The organism is Nonomuraea sp. NPDC050202 (assembly GCF_040656115.1).
In the GTDB taxonomy this organism is placed as follows: domain Bacteria; phylum Actinomycetota; class Actinomycetes; order Streptosporangiales; family Streptosporangiaceae; genus Nonomuraea.
Genome location: NZ_JBFALF010000005.1, coordinates 303,594 through 321,580 on the forward strand (window position 1 = coordinate 303,594; position 17,987 = coordinate 321,580).

Sequence of the window (17,987 nt, forward strand, 5' to 3'; positions counted from 1 at the left end):
CGATCATCCCCCGTAAGGAGATGCGATGTTGCGTCGAACCCTGGGAGTGCTGGCCGCCGCGGGCGCCCTGCTGCTGACGGCCGTCCCCGCCTCGGCGACGGCCGTCGAGCCCCTTCCCCGCGCCCACGCGCACAACGACTACGAGCACGAGCGCCCGCTCCTGGACGCCCTCGACCACGGGTTCACCAGCGTCGAGGCCGACATCTACCTGGTGGACGGCGAGCTGCGGGTCGGGCACGACCCCGAGGACCTGCGGCCCGGCCGCACGCTGCAGTCGCTCTACCTCGACCCGCTGGCCGAGCGCGTCCGCCACGGCAGCGTCTACCCGCGCAGCCGCCAGCAGCTCCAGCTCCTGGTGGACATCAAGAACAACGGCGCCGCCACCTACACCGAGCTGGACCAGGTGCTGAGGAGCTACCGCAAGATGCTCACCACCTACCACAAGGGCAGGGTCAAGCCCGGCGCGGTGACCGTGGTGATCAGCGGCGACCGCCCGCGCGACCTGATGGCCGCCCAGGAGCGGCGCTACGCCTTCTACGACGGCCGCATGGCCGACCTGGGCCAGGGCAACCCGGCCCTGATCCCGCTGATCAGCGACAACTGGACGAACCACTTCACCTGGACCGGCGCGGGCGAGATGCCTGCCGCCGAGCGGGACAAGCTGCACCGGATCGTGGCCACCGCCCACCGCGACGGGCAGCGCGTCCGCTTCTGGGCCACGCCCGACACGGCAGGGGCGGCCAGGGACGCGCTCTGGCGGGAGCTGATCGCCGCGGACGTCGACCACATCAACACCGACGACCTGGCGGGGCTGGCGGCTTTCCTGCGCAGCGAGGACGGCAAGCGCGAAGCGGCATAAATCCCTTCGCGCCGGTCGCGAACCCCCGATAAGGTCCGGAACCAGACTGGCCGCGGGACTTCGGTACGACTTCCGGAATCCGCCTGTACAGCGATACTTTCGCAGCTCGTGCCGCCATTCCTCGGCCAGTCGACGACCCCGGGGGAGCCGATGGAGACCTACGCCGACCTGATCGGGTGCGAGGACGTGCTGCTCTTCGCCAACGCGGTGATCACCTCGACCAGCCAGCGCGAGTTCCACAGTGTGGCCGGCGAGCAGCGGCTCTCCCTCGCCTTCCTGCACAGCTACATCCACGGCAACTATCCCGACCTGTACGCCGCCACGCTCGCGCTGGACGTCAACGACCACAACGCCGCCCTCATCATCGCCAACCTCCTCCGGCGCAAGGGCGGCCACCAGGACGACAGCCGGCTGATCGCGTGGCGGCTGGCGCGGATGAGCCCGCCCCGCGTCTACCGGCTCTTCCAGGAGCTGCGGCGCGCGGGCGTCAACAACCGGCGCATCAGGGCGCTCGTCCGCGACTGGCTCGCCGCCCGGCCCTACCTGGCCTTCGACGCGGTCAAGTACCGCTCGGCGGTGAAGCCGGCCGTGCGGCACGCGCACCTGTCGCCGCGGGCCGAGGACGCCTGCACCGGGGCGGAGGTGCGCGGGCTCGACGACGCCCTCAAGGTGTTCGAGATCTACCCGGGGCAGTGCGGGCTGCTGCTGTACGCGGGGACACGCTGGCCGGCGCGTTCGTGGTGCCGCACCCGGAGGACTACCGGGCGCTGCCGGCCTGCGCGCCGAGGCCGAGCGCCACGAGCGCGAATGGGCCGGCTTCCACGACTCGGTCATGGCGGCCGGGCTGCTGCGCGCTCCCGCGAAGGTGGAGAGGGTCTGCCGGATGGGCCGGTACACGCTGAGCCGGTTCCTGCCGTCGTTCGAGCGGAAGAGCGAGAACCACATCGGTGAGACGATCACCGATGAGGACGGGCGGCTGGCGTACCTGAAGACGTTCAGGCTGCCGGAGGCGCGGTGCCGGCGCGGCCACCTGCTGAGCGAGCTGGCCGCGCACGGCTGGAGCCTGGCCGCCACCGCCGCCACGCTCCGGATCAGCGTGCCCCTGCTGGCGGCGCGGCTGGAGCGGGCGGGGTTCGGGCATCTGCTGCGGCAGGACGTCATGGACGCCTTCCGCAAGCAGCTCAATGAGCGCACCCGGCGTACTCGTCGAGGCGGCGCAGCATCGCCACCAGCATGAGCGGGAACATCACCACGTGCGAGACCAGCATCAGCCCGTCGGCGTCCATGACCCCCGTCCACAGCAGGGGGAAGAGCGGGACGGCGGGCGCGAACATGATCGCGCACATCTCCAGCGTCGGCGCCCAGCCGTGACCGCGGAACCGCATCCACGCGGCCATGCCGATCGACATGTTCAGCGCCATCGACAGGTACCACAGCTCCGGCTGCTCGGCGTGGGAGACGCCGAGGCCGACGGCTGACTGCAGCATGCCGAGCGCGAACATCCCGACGAACATCGCGATGATCATTTCGAGGTAGTGGAGGGCGAACCTGCCCCAGCGGCGGCCGGTCTTGGAGGGTGTCGTCGTCATGCCCCGACTGTGTCCGGTACGGGCGCCGCGGGCCAAGGGAGGCGGCCCGGAAGGTCCGGAAACTTGGGTTCTGCGTCCTTCGGACCTACAGTCGGGGCCATGGACCGACGACGGGTCGTGATCGTGGCCTACGAGGCTTCGGAGCTGCTCGAGATCGCGAGCATCACCTCGACGCTGGAGAGCGCCAACTGGCACGGCGCGCTGCCGTACTACGAGTATCGCGTCGCCACCCCCGGCGGTCACCCCATCACCACGGCCACGGCGCTGACCCTGAGCGCCCAGCTCGTCCTGGAGCGGGTCACGGGCCCGCTCGACACGGTCGTGGTGGCGGGCGGGATCGGCCACGAGGACGCCGCCGCGAACCCGCTGATCGTCAGCCACGTCCGCCGGCTCGCCAAGGAGAGCCGCCGCGTCGCCTCCGTCTGCACCGGCTCGTACGTCCTCGCCGCCGCCGGCCTGCTCGACGGCCGGCGCGCCACCACGCACTGGCACCAGGCGGAGCGGATGGCCGAGCTCTACCCCGACGTCGTCGTGGACCCCGACCCGATCTTCATCAGGGACGGCAACGTCGCCACCTCCGCGGGCATCACCGCCGCCCTGGACCTCATGCTGGCCTTCGTGGAGGAGGACAACGGCACCGAGCTGGCCAGGACCGTCGCCAGGAACCTCGTCACCTACCTGCAGCGACCCGGCGACCAGGCGCAGATGAGCATGTTCGTCAGCGCCCCCTCGCCCGCCAACAGCCTGGTCAAGCGGACCCTCGAACACATCTCGGCCCACCTGCGCGACGACCTGAGCACGGCCGCGCTGGCGGTCGAGGCGGGCGTCAGCGAGCGGCACCTGACCAGGCTCTTCCTCAAGCACCTCGGGCAGACGCCCGGCCGCTACGTCAGGCAGGCCCGCACCGAGGCCGCCGCCCACCTGCTCGCCTCCACCTCGCTGCCGATGGCGGCGGTGGCCGTGCGCTGCGGGTTCGGCACCGCGGAGACGCTGCGGCAGGCCTTCATCGACCGGTACGGCATCCCGCCCTCCCGCTACCGCCTGACGCAAGCGGTCGGTTGATCCTGGCTCTGGCTAATGTGTCTGCGATGAACGGTGACCGGGTCGTGGGCGGCTACACGCTGCGGCGCCTGCTCGGGCGGGGCGGCATGGGCGAGGTGCACCTCGCCGCCACGCCCACGGGCGGCCTGGCCGCGGTCAAGCTCATCCATCCCCACCTGGCCGGGGACCCGGTGTTCCGGCGGCGGTTCGAGCGCGAGGTGGCGGCGGCCCGGAGGGTCGCCAGGTTCTGCACCGCGCCCGTGCTGGACGCCGGGATCGACGGGGACGTGGCCTACCTCGTCACCGAGTACGTCAAGGGGCCCGACCTGGCGCAGGCCGTACGCGAGCAGGGGCCGCTGTCGGGGGCGAACCTGGAGGCGCTGGCGGTGGGCGTCGCCACCGCGCTGAGCGCCATCCACGGGGCCGGGGTGATCCACCGCGACCTCAAGCCCTCCAACGTGCTGCTGTCGCCGCTGGGGCCGCGCGTGATCGACTTCGGCGTCGCGCAGCTCGTCAACGACTCCATGGCCAGCCAGGCGATACTCGGGACGCCCGCGTTCATGGCGCCCGAGCAGGTGCGCGGGGAGCCCCTGACGCCCGCCGCCGACGTGTTCGCGTGGGCCGGGGTGATCGCGTTCGCGGGCACGGGGCGGCCGCCCTTCGGGAGCCCGCCCTCAGAGGCGCTCTACCGCCTCGTTCACCGGGAGCCGTGGCTGGACGGGCTCGACGAAGGCATCCGGGCGGTCGTGGAGCGGGCCCTGGCCAAGGACGCGCGGCTGCGGCCCACCGCTCAGGAGCTGCTGGCCGAGCTGGTGGGCGGCACGCGCCTGGCCGCGGCCACCCAGGTGGTCGAACGCACCTGGACGGGTGCCGTCGCGGCCGCCGGGCGGCCTGAGGCCGTCGCGGCGGGGGCGGCTCCTTCCGGCCGGCGAAGAAGGCGGTGGCCGTGGAGGGCGGCGGCTCCTTCCGGCCGGCGGAGGAGGCGGTGGCCGTGGGTGGCGGCGGCCGGGAGCGGGGCGCTGGCCCTCGCCGTCGCCGCCGCGACCCTGCCCGGCCTGGCCCCCCGGTCCTGGCCGTACGAGGCCGGGTTCGCGGACGGATGGGCCGTCGGCGCGTCCGACGCCGGCGGCACCCGCCTGGACGGCGCCGCCTACGAGCTGACCGTCGAGCCGGGCTGGCGGCTGTGGAAGTCGGCCCCCGTCCGGGAACCGGAGAACGGGGTGATCGTCAGCGCGAAGGCCACCCTGGAAGAGGGCGAGGGGGAGTACGGTGTGTGGTGCCACGGCTCGGCGAGCTCCGGAGACCGTTACGAGTTCGGAGTGAGCGGCGCGGGCAAGGTCTCGATCGTCAAGCGCCGCACGGGCACCGGGGGCAAGACCCTGTACGGCCCGGCGGACGCACCGAGGACGGCCGCCAACCGCATCGTCGCGGAATGCGGCCAGAGCGGGAGCAAGGTGACCCTGCGGATGTGGCTGAACGAGAGCCTGGTCGCCGAGGTGTCCGACGCCGAGGAGCCGTACGGCCCCGCCGAGGCGGGCGTGCACGCGGCCTCGGGCGCCACCCGGAGGGCCCGCGTGAGCTTCGAGTCCTTCGCCGTCAGACCGGCGACCGGCACGTGAGCCCGAGGAGCCGGTGAACGTGCGCTTCGGCGTGCTCGGCCCGCTGCGCGTCGACGGCGGCCAGGCCCCTGGACCGGCCAAGCACCGGACGTTGCTGGCCGCGCTGCTGCTGTCGGCGCGAGAGCAGGTGCCCGTCGAGCGGCTGCTGTCCGCCGTCTGGGACGACCGGCCGCCCGCGTCCGCCGAGGCGGTGCTCCGGGTGTACGTCAGCGGGCTGCGCAAGGTCGTCGGCGGCATCCGTACCGTGCCCGGAGGTTACCTGCTCGACGTGGAGCGGGACGACGTGGACTGCCACCGCTTCGAACGGCTGGTCGCCGGAGCCAGGCAGGCCCGGGAGGCCGGGCGGCTGGCGGAGGCGGCCGACGGGTTCAGGGCGGCGCTGGGGCTGTGGCGGGGGCCGGCCGCGCTGGCGGACGTCGAGTCGTCGGCGCTGCGGCGGGCGTACGGCGTGCCGCTGGAGGAGCTGCGGCTGACGGCGCTGGAGGAGCGGGTGGAGCTCGACCTGCGGCTGGGGCGGGGCGCCGAGGTGGTGGGCGAGCTGCGGGCGCTGGTCGGGGCCCATCCGCTGCGCGAACGGGCCTGGGTCCGCCTCATCGAGGCCCTGCACCAGGCGGGGCGCAGGTCGGAGGCGCTGAACGCGTACCAGGACGTGCGGCGGACCCTGGTGGAGGAGCTCGGCCTGGAGCCCGGGCCCGAACTGGTGGCCGCCCACCAGCAGGTCCTGAACGACACCGGCACGGGGAACCCGGTCCTGGTGGCGGATGAGCCGATCAACGAGCTGCCGCCCGACATCTCGGACTTCGCGGGGCGGCGGCCGGTGCTCGACTGGATCGCGCGGATGGCTGCTGAGCGCGGCTCGGCCCCCGTGCACCTGGTCCTGCACGGGCCGCCCGGCTGCGGCAAGTCGGCCGCCGCCGTGCACGCCGCCACCGCCCTCGACCTCCCGGACGGCCGCCTGTACGCCGCCCTCGGCGCCCGCCCGCCCGGTGCCGTGCTGGAGGACCTGCTGCGTTCCCTCGGCTGCCCGGACGGCGCGGTGCCGCCCGCACTGGACGATCGGGTGCGGCTGTACCGCAGCACGACGGCCCGCAGGCGGCTGCTCGTCCTGCTGGACGACGCCGCCGACGAGTCCCAGGTACGCCCGCTGCTCCCCACGGGCCCCGGCAGCCTCACCCTGGTGACGAGCCGGTCGCCGCTGGCCGGGCTGGAGGCGGCGCGGGCGTACGAGCTGGGCCTGCTCGACGAGGACGAGGCCGTGGCGCTGCTCGGCGGCGTGGCCGGGCCGGACCGGGTACGCGCGGAGCCCGAGGCCGCGCTGCGCATCGTCCGGCTCTGCGGCCACCTGCCCCTGGCCCTGCGCATCGCCGGGTCCCGGCTGGCCAGGAAGCCGGGCTGGACGCTCGGCCACCTGGCGGGGCGGCTCGGCGACGAGCGGCGCCGGCTCGACGAGCTCAGCGCCGGCGATCTCGCCGTACGGGGCAGCCTCGCCCTGGGGTATCGCGGGCTGCCGGACCCGGAGCGGCGGCTGCTGCGCCGGCTCGGCGCGCTGTCCGCGCCCGACTTCGCGCCCTGGGCGCTGGGCGCGGACCTGGAGCCGCTGGTGGAGGCGGGGCTGCTGCAGTCGCGCGGGCTGGACGAGGCGGGCCAGGAACGGTACGGGTGGCACGAGCTGACCCGGCTGTACGCGGCAGAACGCCTGGCCGAGGAGGACGGCGGCCCGGCCGGGGCGCTGGCGGCCATGGCGGGCGAGATCCTGGAACGGACCCGCCAAGCCCGCGAAGCCCTCCTCCCGGCAGAACCCGGCACCGGCCGCACCGAGGTCCACCTGCCCGCAGGCGGCGGCCCCGCTGCGGGCGCGCACCCCTTCTCAGGTCGCGGCGGGTGGTCGCGGCGGGGTGGCGACGGGCTGGAGACGGGGTGGCTGCGGCAGGAGGCGCGCTGGCTGAGCGCCGAGCGCCGGTTCCTGGTGGCGATGGTCGAGGACTTCTTCCGTGCCGGTCTGTACGAGGCCGCGTGGCGGCTGGCCTTCTACCTGACGCCGCTGTTCGAGCTGGGCGCGCACCACGACGACTGGCACGCGGCGACGGCGACCGGGCTCGACTCGGCCAGGGCGGCGGGCCACCGGCACGGCGAGGCGCTCCTGTTGCGCGGCCTGGCCGACCTGCACCGGGCGGAGGGCCGCATGGACGCGGCGGCCGCGGCGCTGAGGGCGGCCCAGCCCCTTGTGGACGGGCTGGAGCTGGCGCGGATCACTCTCCGGCTGGGCCTGGTCCAGGCCGCCGCGGCCAGTCACCGGCCGGAGGCTGGGGCGGCAGGCGGTGCGGGGAGCCGAACGCCGGTGGCCGGTGGGGCCGGTGGCGGGTTGGCGCAGGTGCCGGTGGCCGGTGGGGGCGGTCGGCGGGCGTCGCAGGTGCTGGAGGCGGAGCGGGCGTTCGCGCGGGCGTTGCGGGTGTTCGAGGAGGCCGGTGACCGGCGGGGACGGGCCGAGGCGTTGCGGGCGCTCGGCTCCCTGCGCGGGGACGCCGGCGCGGTGGAGGAGAGCCTGGTCGCGTACCAGGAGCTGGGTGACCTGCGTGGCGAGGCGGAGGCGCTGCTCGACCTGGCCAGGCTGCACCTCACCGCCCGCCGCCACCACCCGGCCCGCGACTGCGTGGAGCGGCGGCTGGGGATCAACCGCCGCCTCGGCGACCGGCTCCCGGAGGCGGTGGCGCTGCTCGTCCTGGCCGAGATCGAGGAGGCGGAGGGCGTCCCGGCAGCCGCGGCGGAGGCGGCGCGGGCGGCGCTGGAGACGTTCACCGCGTACGGGGACCACAGGAGCGCCGCACGGGCCCGGCAGGCGCTGGCGCGGGCCGGGCTGGAGCCGGGCGGTTGAGACCCTGATGGGAGGTATGGGAGAGTTTGACGGCCTCGGTGCTGAACGGGTCAAGGCCGAGGACGGCAGGCTCGCGCGGGAGGTCGGCAGGCGGCGTGGTCGGCGGATATAGCGGACTATGCGGATCCTGAAGGTCGCCTCCCTAGGGTGAGGGCCACATCCCCGACTACGAAGGTGACCAGGTAATGCGAAAGACGTTCGCGCTGGCTGTCACGGCGGTCGCGCTGGCAGGGTGCGGCATGCTGCCGGGCCAGCAGGGCGGAGGCGGCGAGGAGCGGCAGTCGCAGGCCGCGGCGGAGGGACAGCCCGCGTCCACGTCGGCGTCCACGTCCGCGTCCACGGCTCCGACGGGGCAGGCGCCCGTGCAGAGCGCGCCGCCGCAGGACGCCGAGATGATCGCCAGTCGAGAGGTCAAGGTCGGCGCGGGCGACATGTACGGCAAGGCGCGGGTCGACATCACCGCGCTCAAGCGCCAGGGCCGCACCCTCAGCCTCAACTGGACGGTCACCGCCACCGAGGGCAAGGTCAACCTGCACAACGGCATGGGCGCGGGCCCGCTGGACTTCACGGTCTCGGCCGTCTCCCTGATCGACCCGGTCAACGCCAAGCGGTACCGGGTGGCCCGCAACGGCACCGGCCAGGGCGCGGAGTGCGTGTGCTCCGGCACGCAGGGGCAGTTCCTGGAGCCGGAGGAGGCCTCCACGCTGTACGCGGTGTTCGCGGCCCCGCCGGCGGACGTCACGAAGATCAACATCGAGATGCCGATGTTCGGCGTGTTCACCGATGTTCCGATCTCTTAGCGTCGTGCTGGCCCTCGTCCTGTCGCCGACCCCGGTCCCCAGCCCGCCCGCGAACGCCACCGGCGCCGTCGAGGACCTCGTCCTGCCCGTCGAGGACATCGTGGGCGAGGTCGAGTCCATGGACGGCACCGAGAGCGAGAGCAAGGTGGGGCGGCAGGTGACGGTGGCGGTGACCAGCGACGTGCTGTTCGCGCTGGACAAGTGGCAGCTCACCGCCAAGGCCAGGCAGCGGCTGGCCAAGGTGGCCGAGAAGGTCGAGGCCGAAGGGGCCGGCGGGGTGGTCAGGATCGAGGGGCACACCGACGACCAGGGCACCGACTCCTACAACATGACGCTGTCGCAGCGGCGGGCGCAGGCCGTCGAGAGTGTGATGAGGAAGCTGCTGACGGCGGCGGGCGTGACGCTGGAGGCGCGCGGCCATGGCGAGAGCCGGCCCAAGGTCCCCAACGTGATCGACGGCAAGCCCGTGGAGCCCAACCGGGCCAGGAACCGGCGCGTCGAGATCGTCTTCACCGCCAAGCAGTGACCCCGGTGCCCGCAGGCGGTGAGCGCACCCGCCAGATGACGCGGGCGGCGCGGGACCGGTCGTCACTCACCCGCGAGTGACGGGTCGCCACTCGCCTGCGAGTGGCCGGTCACCCGCGAGTGGCCGGTCGTCACTCGCCCGCGAGTTGTCCCAGGGTCACGGTGACCATCTGCGTCTGGCCGTTCGAGCGGATCACGCCCACCCGGGCGCGGTCGCCCGGCTTGAGCGTGGTGATGGTCTCGGCCAGGACGGCCATCGTCGGCGTTTCCTTGCCGTTGATCGAGACGATCACGTCACCCGCGCGGAGGCCGGCCTTCTCGGCGCCCCCGCTCCGCTCCACGCTGGCCACCCCGACCCCTGTCGGCTGGCCGTCGGAGCCGATGACCGTGCTGCCGCGGATGCCCAGGGCGGCGCGATGGCTGTTGGTGACCTTGCCGTCCTTGACGATCTGCCGGGCGATGTCCGTGGCCGTGTTGCTCGGGATCGCGAAGCCGATGCCCGGCGCGGTGCCTCCGCCCAGGGCGGGGTCGGTGGCCGCGAGCGTCGGGATGCCGATCACGTGACCTGACAGGTCCACGAGGGCGCCGCCGCTGTTGCCCGGGTTGATCGCGGCGGAGGTCTGGATCGCGCCGGCGATGGTGGCGCCCGGCGAGTCGGGGTTCTGCGGCTCGGTGACCGTACGGCCGAGCGCGGAGACGATGCCGTTCGTGACGCTGCCGGACAGCCCCAGCGGGTTGCCCATGGCCAGCACGATCTGCCCCACCCGCAGCTTCGAGGAGTCGCCGAACCGCGCCGGCCTGAGCCCGTCGGGCCGGTCCACCTTGATCACGGCCAGGTCCCCGGCGGCGAACGACCTGACCAGTTTGGCCGATCGCGGCGGCCCGCCGGTGGCGATGGTGACGTTCATCTGCGTGGCCTGCCCGACCACGTGCGCGTTGGTGACGATGTGGCCCTTGGTGTCGAACACGATGCCGGACCCCAGCCCCACCTTCGTGTTGATCTGCACGATGGACGGCAGGACGTCCGAGATGACCTTCTCGTACGCCGCCTCCAGCGCCTGCGGCGACGTGGTGGGCGAGGCCGCCGGCGTGCTCGGCGCCGTGGGCGAGCCCGTGGGCGAGCCGGTGGGTGAGGCCGTGGGGGAGGACGGCGCGGACGGGCTGATGGTGCCTGTGGTGGTAGGGGGAGGCCCGCAGCCGGCGACCAGTACGGCTGCGGCGGCCAGTCCCGCGACGATCTCCCTCATGGGGAGATCCTGCCCAGCTCAGCTCGAAAGATACGCTTCCCGGACGTTTCGCCTGCTCAGCTTGCCCGTCGGCGTTCGGGGCAGCGACTCCCGGTACTCGATGAGCCGCGGATGCTTCAGCCTGGCCAGCCGGGGCGCGCAGTGCCGCAGCAGCTCGGCCGTGAGCGCCTCGCCGCCGGTGACGCCGGCCACCGGCTGGACGAGCGCCACCACCTTCTGCCCCCACTCGGGATCGGGCACGCCGATCACCGCCACGTCGGACACGGAGGGGTGCTCCAGCAGCGCCGCCTCGATCTCGGCCGGGTAGATGTTGACCCCGCCGGAGATGATCAGGTCGGTCCGCCGGTCCAGCAGGAACAGGTAACCGTCCTCGTCGAGGTAGCCGATGTCGCCCGGGGTGTAGTCGCGCCCGCGCATGGCGGCCGCCGTCTTGTCCGGGTCGCCGTGGTACTCGAAGCGGTTGATGCCGCCGATGTAGACCAGCCCCGGCGAGCCCGGCGGCACCTCGTTGCCGTCCTCGTCCACGATCGTGAACGTCATCCCGTCCAGCGCCTTGCCGACCGTGCCCGGCTTGGCCAGCCACTCCTGCGAGGAGACCATGGTGGCCACGGCCGCCTCGGTGGAGCCGTAGTACTCCCAGAGCACCGGCCCGAGCCAGTCGATCATCGCCTGCTTGGTGGCCGGCGGGCACGGGGCGGCCCCGTGGTAGAGGTGGGTGAGGGACGACAGGTCGTACGACTCCCGGTCCGGCACCGCCAGCAGGCGGTGGAACATCGTGGGCACCATGAACGCGTTCGTCACCCGGTGCCGCTCGATCAGCTCCAGCGCGGCGGCGGCCTCGAACCGCTCGGGCGCCACGATCGAGTGCCCGAACTGCAGCGCCATCATGGCCTGCCCGTACGGCGCCGAGTGGTAGAGCTGCGAGCACACCAGGTGCACCCCGCCCATCGGCAGCCCGAAGTGCCGCCAGCTCTTGCGCATCAGGATCGGGTACAGCTCCTCCGGCGCCAGGTCCAGCAGCCGCCGGCGCACGCCCTTCGGCCGTCCGGTGGTGCCCGAGGTGTAGAGCATCATGGACCCGGCCCGCCGGTGGCCGGGCGGGGTGGCGGGCTGATCCGCGACGAGCTCGTCCACCGTGAGGGCGTCCGGCGCGATCACCACCTTGGCCCCGCAGTCGCCCACGATGTAGTCGATCTCCTCGGCGGTGAAGTGCCAGTTGACAGGGACGAGGTAGGCCCCGATCTGGTACGTCGCCAGCATCATGGTCAGCGCGTCGGCCCCGTTCTTCAGGACGGTCACCACGCAGTCGCCCGGTGCGACTCCGCGCGAGGTCAGGCCGTTGGAGGCGCGGTTGACGCGGTCGAGCAACCGTCCGTAGGTGATGCCCTCGTCGCCGAGGAGGGCGGGGCGTTCAGGGTCGTTGGCGGCGATCTCGTAGAAACCCCTCATGTCCGCAGACCTTACAGAATTAGATTCTGCTGGGGGAATAGCGGAATTATCCCGCTCCTCCGTGACGTAACCTCAAGGCCATGGCGGACGACGGCGAGCGCAAGCGCACCTATGATTCACCCACCACCCCGTTCCGCAAGATCGTCCTGCCCGCGGAGGAGACGATCAGGATCTCGCGGCCGCCCGCGCCGGGGCCGTCCGGCCCGGTGAAGTCGCCGAACCAGGCCGAGGGCCAGCCGCCCGCCCAGCCCGCCGACCAGCCGGCCGCCCAGCCCGCCGACCAGCCGGCCGCCCAGCCCGCCGACCAGCCGGCCGCTCAGAACGCCGATCAGCCGCTTGCGCAGCCCGCCGATCAGCCGGCCGCTCAGAACGGCGGTCAGTCCACCGCTCAGAAGGGCGGCGAGTCCACCGCTCAGAAGGGCGGCGAGTCGACTGATCAGAAGGGCGGCCGGCCGACTGATCAGGCCACCGGTCAGCCGACCGGTCAGGCTTCCGCGAAGGCGTCGGCGAAGGCGTCGGCGAAGGCGCCGGCGAAGGCGCCGACTCAGGCTCCCGGCCAGTCGCCCGGCAAGATGGTGGCCCCAGCGCCGAGCCAGGCCCCGAAGCGGCAGCCGCCGAGCGGGCCCTCCGCTCAGCCGCCGAGCGGGCCCTCCACTCAGCCTTCGGGCCAGACCCCCATGGGCACGCCGACTCCGGGCCACGGTCCGGGGCCGGGCCAGAGCCAGGGGCCGGGCCACGGTGCCGGCCAAGCCCCAGGGCCGGGCCAGGGTGCCGGCCAAGTCCCAGGTCCGGGCCAGCCGCAGGGTGCTGGCCAGCCGCAGGGTGCAAATCAGGCGCAGAGTGCAAATCAGGCACAGGGTGTGGGCCCGGGTCAGGGCGCAGGGCCAGGGCAGGGCATGGGCCCAGGCCAGGGTCAGGGCATGAGCCCTGGGCAGGGGCCGGGTCCCGTTCATGGCCCGGGGCCGATGCAGGGCCCTGGTCAGGGCACGGGGCTGCGGCTGGGGCAGCCGCCGCAGCAGCAGTACATGCAGCCCCCGCCACCCGTGCCGCCGCTCCCCCCGGAGCCCAGGGTCCGCCGTTTCGGTGACATCCCGATGAAGGCGGTCTACCTGGTCGGCGCCATCCTCGGCACGGTCCTGGCCGTCCTGCTGGTGTTCGTCGTCTTCCGTGGCGACGTGCCCGCCAACCAGCAGCCGGACGAGCAGGTCGTCCGGGTCGCGCCGGTACCGTCCGTCTCGGCGACGCCGACGGTGTCGGCCAGCGCGACCCCGACCGAGACGCCGATCGTGCTGCCGCCGGTGCCGGACTCCAAGAAGTACGCCACCCTGTCCGGCAGGGCGTCCGCGGTGACCGGCACGATCACCGACAAGACCAGCGGCATCTCCTACCCGAGGCTGGCCTCGCCGTGGAAGGCCAAGTCGTTCCCGCCGTTCTCGATCGCGCAGCGCATCGGCAAGGTCGCCGTCCCGCACACGGTGATCGCCTCCGCCATGTACCCGGGCGAGTCGCCGGAGGAGAAGCCCAGCTCGAACGCCGACTACCGCGAGATCGCCACCCAGGCGGCCCGCTGGACGATCCGCACCCAGTACCCCGCGGGCGCCAAGCTCGACGAGTGGACCGCCTCGCAGAAGATCCCGGTCGGCAAGGGCTGGACGCTCGGTTACAAGGTCACCTACACCTTCGACGGCAAGGAGCAGGAGGCGCAGGCGATGGTGACGGTCATCGAGGTGGGCAAGACCAAGCCGGCGATGCTCATGGCCTCGATCCCCGAGACGAACAAGACCCGCTGGCGCGACCTGAACACGCTGGTCCAGCAGGTCCGTCCGCTCTAGCCGGCCGCCGCTCCCCGAAGGGAAAGGTGGCGAGGGAGAGCGGTATGCCAGAAGCATCCTCTAGAATATGATTCTGGGCATGACTCGGACCTGGCTGGAGGATGGACAATGGCGATCGGGTTGAGCGAGGAGCACGAGGCGCTCCGCGAGTCGGTGAGCGGCTGGGCGGAGCGGAACATCCCCTCGGAGCTGCTGCGCGCCGGGACCGAAGGGCGTCCCGCGTTCTGGCCTGGCCTCGCCGAGCAGGGGCTGCTCGGCCTGCACGTGCCCGAGGAGTACGGTGGCTCCGGCTACGGGCTCCTGGAGGCGGCGGTGGCCATCGAGGCGCTGGCCGAGCGCATGGCGCCGGGGCCGTTCGTGCCGACCGTGCTGGCCAGCGCCGTGATCAACGCCTCCAAGCGCCGCGAGCACCTGGAGTCGTTCGTGGACGGCACGCTGACCGCCGCCGTCGCGCTGACCGGCTCGCTGACCGGCACCCGCCGCGAGGACGGCTCCCTGGTCGTCTCCGGCACGGCCGAGCCCGTGCTCGGCGGCTCGCTGGCCGACTCGCTGGTGCTGCCGGTCGCCACGGCCGACGGCGAGGAGTGGGTGCTCGTCGACGCCTCCTCCGCCACCGTCACCGAGATCAAGTCGCTCGACCTGACCAGGCCGGTCGCCAAGGTCGAGCTGTCGGAGGTGGTCGTCCCCGCCGAGGGCATCCTGGACGGCGTCGAGACCTCCGACGTGCGCGACCTGGCCGCGATCCTGCTCGGCGCCGAGGCGGCGGGCGTGGCCTCGTGGTGCGTGACGGCCGCCGCCGAGTACGCCAAGGTACGCGTCCAGTTCGGCCGCCCGATCGGCCAGTTCCAGGGCATCAAGCACAAGCTGTCGCGCATGCTGGTCGCGCTGGAGCAGGCCCGCGCCACCGTGTGGGACGCCACCCGCGCCGAGGGCCAGGAGCTCCGGTTCGCCGCCGCCGTGGCCGGGGTCATGGCCCCCGACGCCGCCGTGCAGTGCGCCAAGGACGCCATCCAGACCTTCGGCGGCATCGGCTACACCTTCGAGCACGACGTGCACCTCTACTACCGCCGCGCGCTCACGCTGCGAGCCCTGCTCGGCTCGTCGGCCGAGTGGGCCGCGACCGTGACCGAGCTCTCCCTGCAGGGCGTCTCCCGCGAGATGGAGATCGACCTGCCCGAGGGCGCCGAGGCGCTGCGCGAGTCGATCCGCGCCGAGATCGCGGAGATCGCGAAGCTGGAGGGCAAGGAGCAGAAGCGGGCCCTGGCCAACCAGGGGTTCGTCATGTCGCACCTGCCCAAGCCGTGGGGCCGCGACGCCAAGCCGCTGGAGCAGGTGCTGATCGCGCAGGAGCTCAAGGCCGCCAAGGTGCGCCTGCCCGCCATGATCATCGGCGCCTGGGTGGTGCCGTCGATCGCCGCGTACGGCACACCCGAGCAGCAGCAGCGCTTCCTGCCCAAGACGCTCAGCGGCGAGATGATCTGGTGCCAGCTCTTCTCGGAGCCCGGCGCCGGCTCCGACCTGGCCTCGCTGCAGATGAAGGCGGAGAAGGTCGAGGGCGGCTGGAAGCTCAACGGTCAGAAGATCTGGACGTCCGTCGCCCACGTGGCGGAGTGGGGCATCTGCATCGCCCGTAACTCCAGCGAGGGCTCCAAGCACGAGGGCATCACGTACTTCCTGGTCGACATGAAGGCCCCGGGCGTCACGGTCAGGCCGCTGACCGAGATGACCGGCGAGAACCTGTTCAACGAGGTCTTCCTCGACGACGTGTTCGTGCCGGACGACCTGGTCGTGGGCGAGGTCGGCGAGGGCTGGAAGGTGGCCCGCAACACGCTGTCCAACGAGCGCGTCTCGCTGTCGTCAGGCTCGGGCGGCACCGGCGCGTCCGTGCCCGACCTGCTCGGGCTGGTCGGGCGGCTCGGGCGGGAGCTGACGCCGGCCGAGGCGCAGACGGTGGCCGAGGTGGTCTGCGAGGGGCACTCGATCAACGCGCTGTCGCTGCGGGTCACGCTCAAGCAGCTCGCCGGGACCGAGCCGGGCGCGGACGCCTCCGTACGGAAGCTGCTGTCCACCTCGCACGCCCAGCACGTCTCCGAGACCGCGGTGGAGCTGCTCGGCGCCGCCGCCGTGACCGCCGCGGACATGAAGCTCGGCGACGCCGGCTACTGGAACCGGGCGGTGCTGGCCACCAGGGCGATGACCATCTACGGCGGCACCACCGAGGTGCAGCTCAACATCATCGGCGAGCGCATGCTGGGCCTGCCGAGGGACCCGGAGCCGGGCAAGTAGGAGCCCGATCACCCCGCGGGCCGCGGGGGAACGGCCGCCCCGTCCTCGTCGGGGACGGGGCGGCCGATCCTGATCTCCCCGACGCAGGCGTCCGGGCCGCCGGTCGTGCGGATGGCGAGTTCGGCGCCCTCGCCGGGGATCCGGGCGAACGTCCTGCCGAGGCCCTCGCCGGCGCGCACCTGCGTGACACCGAGCCCGAGCCGTACCGACAGGGTGGTCTCCGCGCCGTTCAGGTAGGTGATCTGCGCGGTGTACGCGCCGCCGGGGAGCCGCCCCGGCAGGCGGAAGCGGACCTCGCCCGGTCCGACCGGCACGCAGTTCCCGCGCTGCGGGATTCGCAGGCCCTGGATGGCGACCGGGCGCAGGCGGCCCCGCGCGTCGAACGTCATCGGGTGCTGCACGGGGCCGGAGAGCTCGCGCAGCCAGGTCACCGGCCACGGGTCCGGCACCCCGAGGACCTTGGAGTGCAGGGCGTAGTCGTGGAAGAAGGCGGCGGCGGCGACCCCGGGCGGCACGTGCGTGTCGAGCACGGCCGTGCCCTCCGGCACGCGGGAGAGCGCCTGTCTGGCCGTTTCGACGTAGTGGCGGACGGTGCCGCCGAGCGGGCGGTCGGCGTACGCGGCCACCGACCAGACCGAGCCCGCCGTGACGGCCGCGGCCAGCGGCGCCCACGCCCACCTGAGGCGGGTGCGCGGGCGCAGCCAGGGCAGTTCCTCGCCGTCCAGCGGGATGAACGCCAGCCCGAGCACGAGGGCGACGACGGTCGCGGTCGCGGCGAGGTATCGCAGCTCGAACCCGAGGACGGCGGGCCCGAGCAGCTCGATCCGTCCCAGCAGCACCGGCACCACGTCGGCGAGCAGGAAGTAGCCGAGCAGCACCAGCCACGCCAGCCAGGCCCGCCGCCGCCACCGGACCGACACGGTCACCACGGCCGCCGCGACCACCAGTCCCGCCCAGACCAGCGGCTCCGGCGGGGCGGCCATCGCGTAGTCGTCCCCGATCGGCCGCCACTGCCACGGCCCGCCCAGCGCCGACGGGACCAGGCCGCGCGAGCCCAGCATCCAGAAGAACTCGCCCGCCACGCCGGCGTCCGGCAGGCCGGGGGTCTGCGTCGCGTTGTTGATCTGGACGGAGCTGTAGAGCCCGGTGAAGAAGACCCACGAGTACGCGGCCAGCAGCGCCGCGTACGGCAACCAGGCCCGCCACAGCCGCTTCCAGTTCGGCGTCAGCCAGCCGGCGGTGATCACCAGCATCAGCACCGGGACGAACGCGGCCTTGACGAAGAAGAGCAGCCCGAACAGCGTCCACGCGCAGGCCGCCACCACGTGCCGGATCCGGCCGTCACGCACGTACAGCACGTGCGAGGACAGCGCCATCGGCAGCGCCAGTTGCAGTGGCAGCGTCTCCAGCACCGCCGCCCACCACGACAGCGACGGGATCGTCATGGGCGTCAGCAGGTAGAACCCGAGCGGCACCAGGATGGCCGGCCGCGCCCCGAACAGCAGCCGCAGCAGCCGCAGCAGCGCCAGGCTCGCCCCCGCCTGCAGCGCGATCGTCATCGTGTGGGCCAGCACCTCGTTGTAGCCGCCGAGGCGGGCCATCGCCCACGAGATGCCGAAGCCGCCCGGCAGCAGGTGGCCCACGTCCACCCACATCAGGTAGTCCCAGGTGAAACCGCTCTCCTGGCCCCTGATGATGTAGTGGAAGTCGTCCTGGCGGAAGTACGTCCGCCTGACCAGCTCGAACTTCCACACGAGCTGGACCGCCACCATCACGAGCCCGGTGGCGAGCACGGCGTCGCCGCCCCGTGATCGCAACCCCTGTACGGTCATGGCCCCCAGCCTCCCGTCCCGGCGAGAGTAACCATG

14 protein-coding genes are annotated in these 17,987 nt (G+C 73.1%); 10 read left to right on the plus strand and 4 right to left on the minus strand.

Features of this window, described 5'->3' with window-relative positions:
* The first annotated feature begins 25 nt into the window (after positions 1–25).
* From AB0I79_RS18135 to AB0I79_RS18145, 3 genes are all read left to right on the plus strand, one after another.
* Positions 26–859: a phosphatidylinositol-specific phospholipase C/glycerophosphodiester phosphodiesterase family protein gene (locus tag AB0I79_RS18135; protein ID WP_357873907.1), complete on the plus strand. Its 834-nt coding sequence runs from the start codon at positions 26–28 to the stop codon at positions 857–859.
* 108 nt (positions 860–967) lie between these two features.
* Positions 968–1,810, plus strand: a complete 843-nt coding sequence (locus tag AB0I79_RS18140) for a hypothetical protein (RefSeq protein WP_357873909.1) — start codon at positions 968–970, stop codon at positions 1,808–1,810.
* On the plus strand, positions 1,743–2,096 hold the full coding sequence (locus tag AB0I79_RS18145) for a hypothetical protein (RefSeq protein WP_357873912.1): 354 nt from the start codon (positions 1,743–1,745) through the stop codon (positions 2,094–2,096). Before AB0I79_RS18140 ends, AB0I79_RS18145 begins: the two co-directional genes overlap by 68 nt.
* Here the strand turns inward: AB0I79_RS18145 and AB0I79_RS18150 are convergent.
* Complete coding sequence (locus AB0I79_RS18150; RefSeq protein ID WP_357873915.1) at positions 2,041–2,448, minus strand: hypothetical protein; 408 nt, start codon at positions 2,446–2,448, stop codon at positions 2,041–2,043. The two genes, AB0I79_RS18145 and AB0I79_RS18150, sit on opposite strands and share 56 nt — an antisense overlap.
* Positions 2,449–2,547: 99 nt before the next feature.
* Here AB0I79_RS18150 and AB0I79_RS18155 point away from each other — a divergent pair, with 99 nt between their 5' ends.
* The 5 genes from AB0I79_RS18155 to AB0I79_RS18175 all read left to right on the plus strand — a co-directional run bounded on the left by AB0I79_RS18155 (position 2,548) and on the right by AB0I79_RS18175 (position 9,306).
* Entirely contained in the window at positions 2,548–3,510 is a 963-nt protein-coding gene (locus AB0I79_RS18155; RefSeq protein ID WP_357873918.1) for a GlxA family transcriptional regulator, read from the plus strand.
* A gap of 26 nt (positions 3,511–3,536) precedes the next feature.
* Positions 3,537–5,108 carry a serine/threonine-protein kinase gene (locus AB0I79_RS18160; RefSeq protein WP_357873920.1) on the plus strand — a complete coding sequence of 524 codons (1,572 nt, stop codon included), beginning with the start codon at positions 3,537–3,539 and terminating at the stop codon, positions 5,106–5,108.
* 13 nt (positions 5,109–5,121) lie between these two features.
* Positions 5,122–7,980: a BTAD domain-containing putative transcriptional regulator gene (locus AB0I79_RS18165; RefSeq protein WP_357873923.1), complete on the plus strand. Its 2,859-nt coding sequence runs from the start codon at positions 5,122–5,124 to the stop codon at positions 7,978–7,980.
* A gap of 185 nt (positions 7,981–8,165) precedes the next feature.
* Complete coding sequence (locus tag AB0I79_RS18170; protein WP_357873926.1) at positions 8,166–8,780, plus strand: hypothetical protein; 615 nt, start codon at positions 8,166–8,168, stop codon at positions 8,778–8,780.
* A complete protein-coding gene (locus tag AB0I79_RS18175) occupies positions 8,764–9,306 on the plus strand; it encodes an OmpA family protein (RefSeq protein WP_357873929.1) in 543 nt (180 codons plus the stop codon). Before AB0I79_RS18170 ends, AB0I79_RS18175 begins: the two co-directional genes overlap by 17 nt.
* Before the next feature lie 130 nt (positions 9,307–9,436).
* Here the strand turns inward: AB0I79_RS18175 and AB0I79_RS18180 are convergent, their stop codons facing one another.
* Positions 9,437–10,552 (minus strand): trypsin-like peptidase domain-containing protein, encoded by a 1,116-nt coding sequence (locus AB0I79_RS18180; RefSeq protein WP_357873932.1) that lies wholly within the window; start codon positions 10,550–10,552, stop codon positions 9,437–9,439.
* Positions 10,553–10,570: 18 nt separating this feature from the next.
* Complete coding sequence (locus AB0I79_RS18185) at positions 10,571–12,001, minus strand: AMP-binding protein (RefSeq protein ID WP_357873935.1); 1,431 nt, start codon at positions 11,999–12,001, stop codon at positions 10,571–10,573.
* A gap of 920 nt (positions 12,002–12,921) precedes the next feature.
* Here AB0I79_RS18185 and AB0I79_RS18190 point away from each other — a divergent pair.
* Both AB0I79_RS18190 and AB0I79_RS18195 read left to right on the plus strand, forming a co-directional pair.
* Entirely contained in the window at positions 12,922–13,833 is a 912-nt protein-coding gene (locus AB0I79_RS18190) for a hypothetical protein (protein ID WP_357873938.1), read from the plus strand.
* A gap of 108 nt (positions 13,834–13,941) precedes the next feature.
* Positions 13,942–16,119, plus strand: coding sequence for an acyl-CoA dehydrogenase (locus tag AB0I79_RS18195; RefSeq protein ID WP_357873941.1), 2,178 nt, complete (start codon positions 13,942–13,944; stop codon positions 16,117–16,119).
* A gap of 8 nt (positions 16,120–16,127) precedes the next feature.
* Here the strand turns inward: AB0I79_RS18195 and AB0I79_RS18200 are convergent, their stop codons facing one another.
* The gene (locus AB0I79_RS18200) at positions 16,128–17,951 is read right to left on the minus strand and encodes a hypothetical protein (RefSeq protein WP_357873944.1); all 1,824 of its coding nucleotides are present in this window, start codon (positions 17,949–17,951) and stop codon (positions 16,128–16,130) included.
* Positions 17,952–17,987: the final 36 nt, after the last annotated feature.

Excerpts from the sequence above, each read along its gene's own strand:
- AB0I79_RS18135 (WP_357873907.1), top strand. The coding sequence starts at position 26 with ATGTTGCGTCGAACCCTGGGAGTGCTGGCCGCCGCGGGCGCCCTGCTG.
- AB0I79_RS18145 (WP_357873912.1), top strand. The coding sequence starts at position 1,743 with ATGGGCCGGTACACGCTGAGCCGGTTCCTGCCGTCGTTCGAGCGGAAG.
- AB0I79_RS18150 (WP_357873915.1), bottom strand. The coding sequence starts at position 2,448 with ATGACGACGACACCCTCCAAGACCGGCCGCCGCTGGGGCAGGTTCGCC.
- AB0I79_RS18155 (WP_357873918.1), top strand. The coding sequence starts at position 2,548 with ATGGACCGACGACGGGTCGTGATCGTGGCCTACGAGGCTTCGGAGCTG.
- AB0I79_RS18160 (WP_357873920.1), top strand. The coding sequence starts at position 3,537 with ATGAACGGTGACCGGGTCGTGGGCGGCTACACGCTGCGGCGCCTGCTC.
- AB0I79_RS18170 (WP_357873926.1), top strand. The coding sequence starts at position 8,166 with ATGCGAAAGACGTTCGCGCTGGCTGTCACGGCGGTCGCGCTGGCAGGG.
- AB0I79_RS18175 (WP_357873929.1), top strand. The coding sequence starts at position 8,764 with ATGTTCCGATCTCTTAGCGTCGTGCTGGCCCTCGTCCTGTCGCCGACC.
- AB0I79_RS18180 (WP_357873932.1), bottom strand. The coding sequence starts at position 10,552 with ATGAGGGAGATCGTCGCGGGACTGGCCGCCGCAGCCGTACTGGTCGCC.
- AB0I79_RS18185 (WP_357873935.1), bottom strand. The coding sequence starts at position 12,001 with ATGAGGGGTTTCTACGAGATCGCCGCCAACGACCCTGAACGCCCCGCC.
- AB0I79_RS18190 (WP_357873938.1), top strand. The coding sequence starts at position 12,922 with ATGAGCCCTGGGCAGGGGCCGGGTCCCGTTCATGGCCCGGGGCCGATG.
- AB0I79_RS18195 (WP_357873941.1), top strand. The coding sequence starts at position 13,942 with ATGGCGATCGGGTTGAGCGAGGAGCACGAGGCGCTCCGCGAGTCGGTG.
- AB0I79_RS18200 (WP_357873944.1), bottom strand. The coding sequence starts at position 17,951 with ATGACCGTACAGGGGTTGCGATCACGGGGCGGCGACGCCGTGCTCGCC.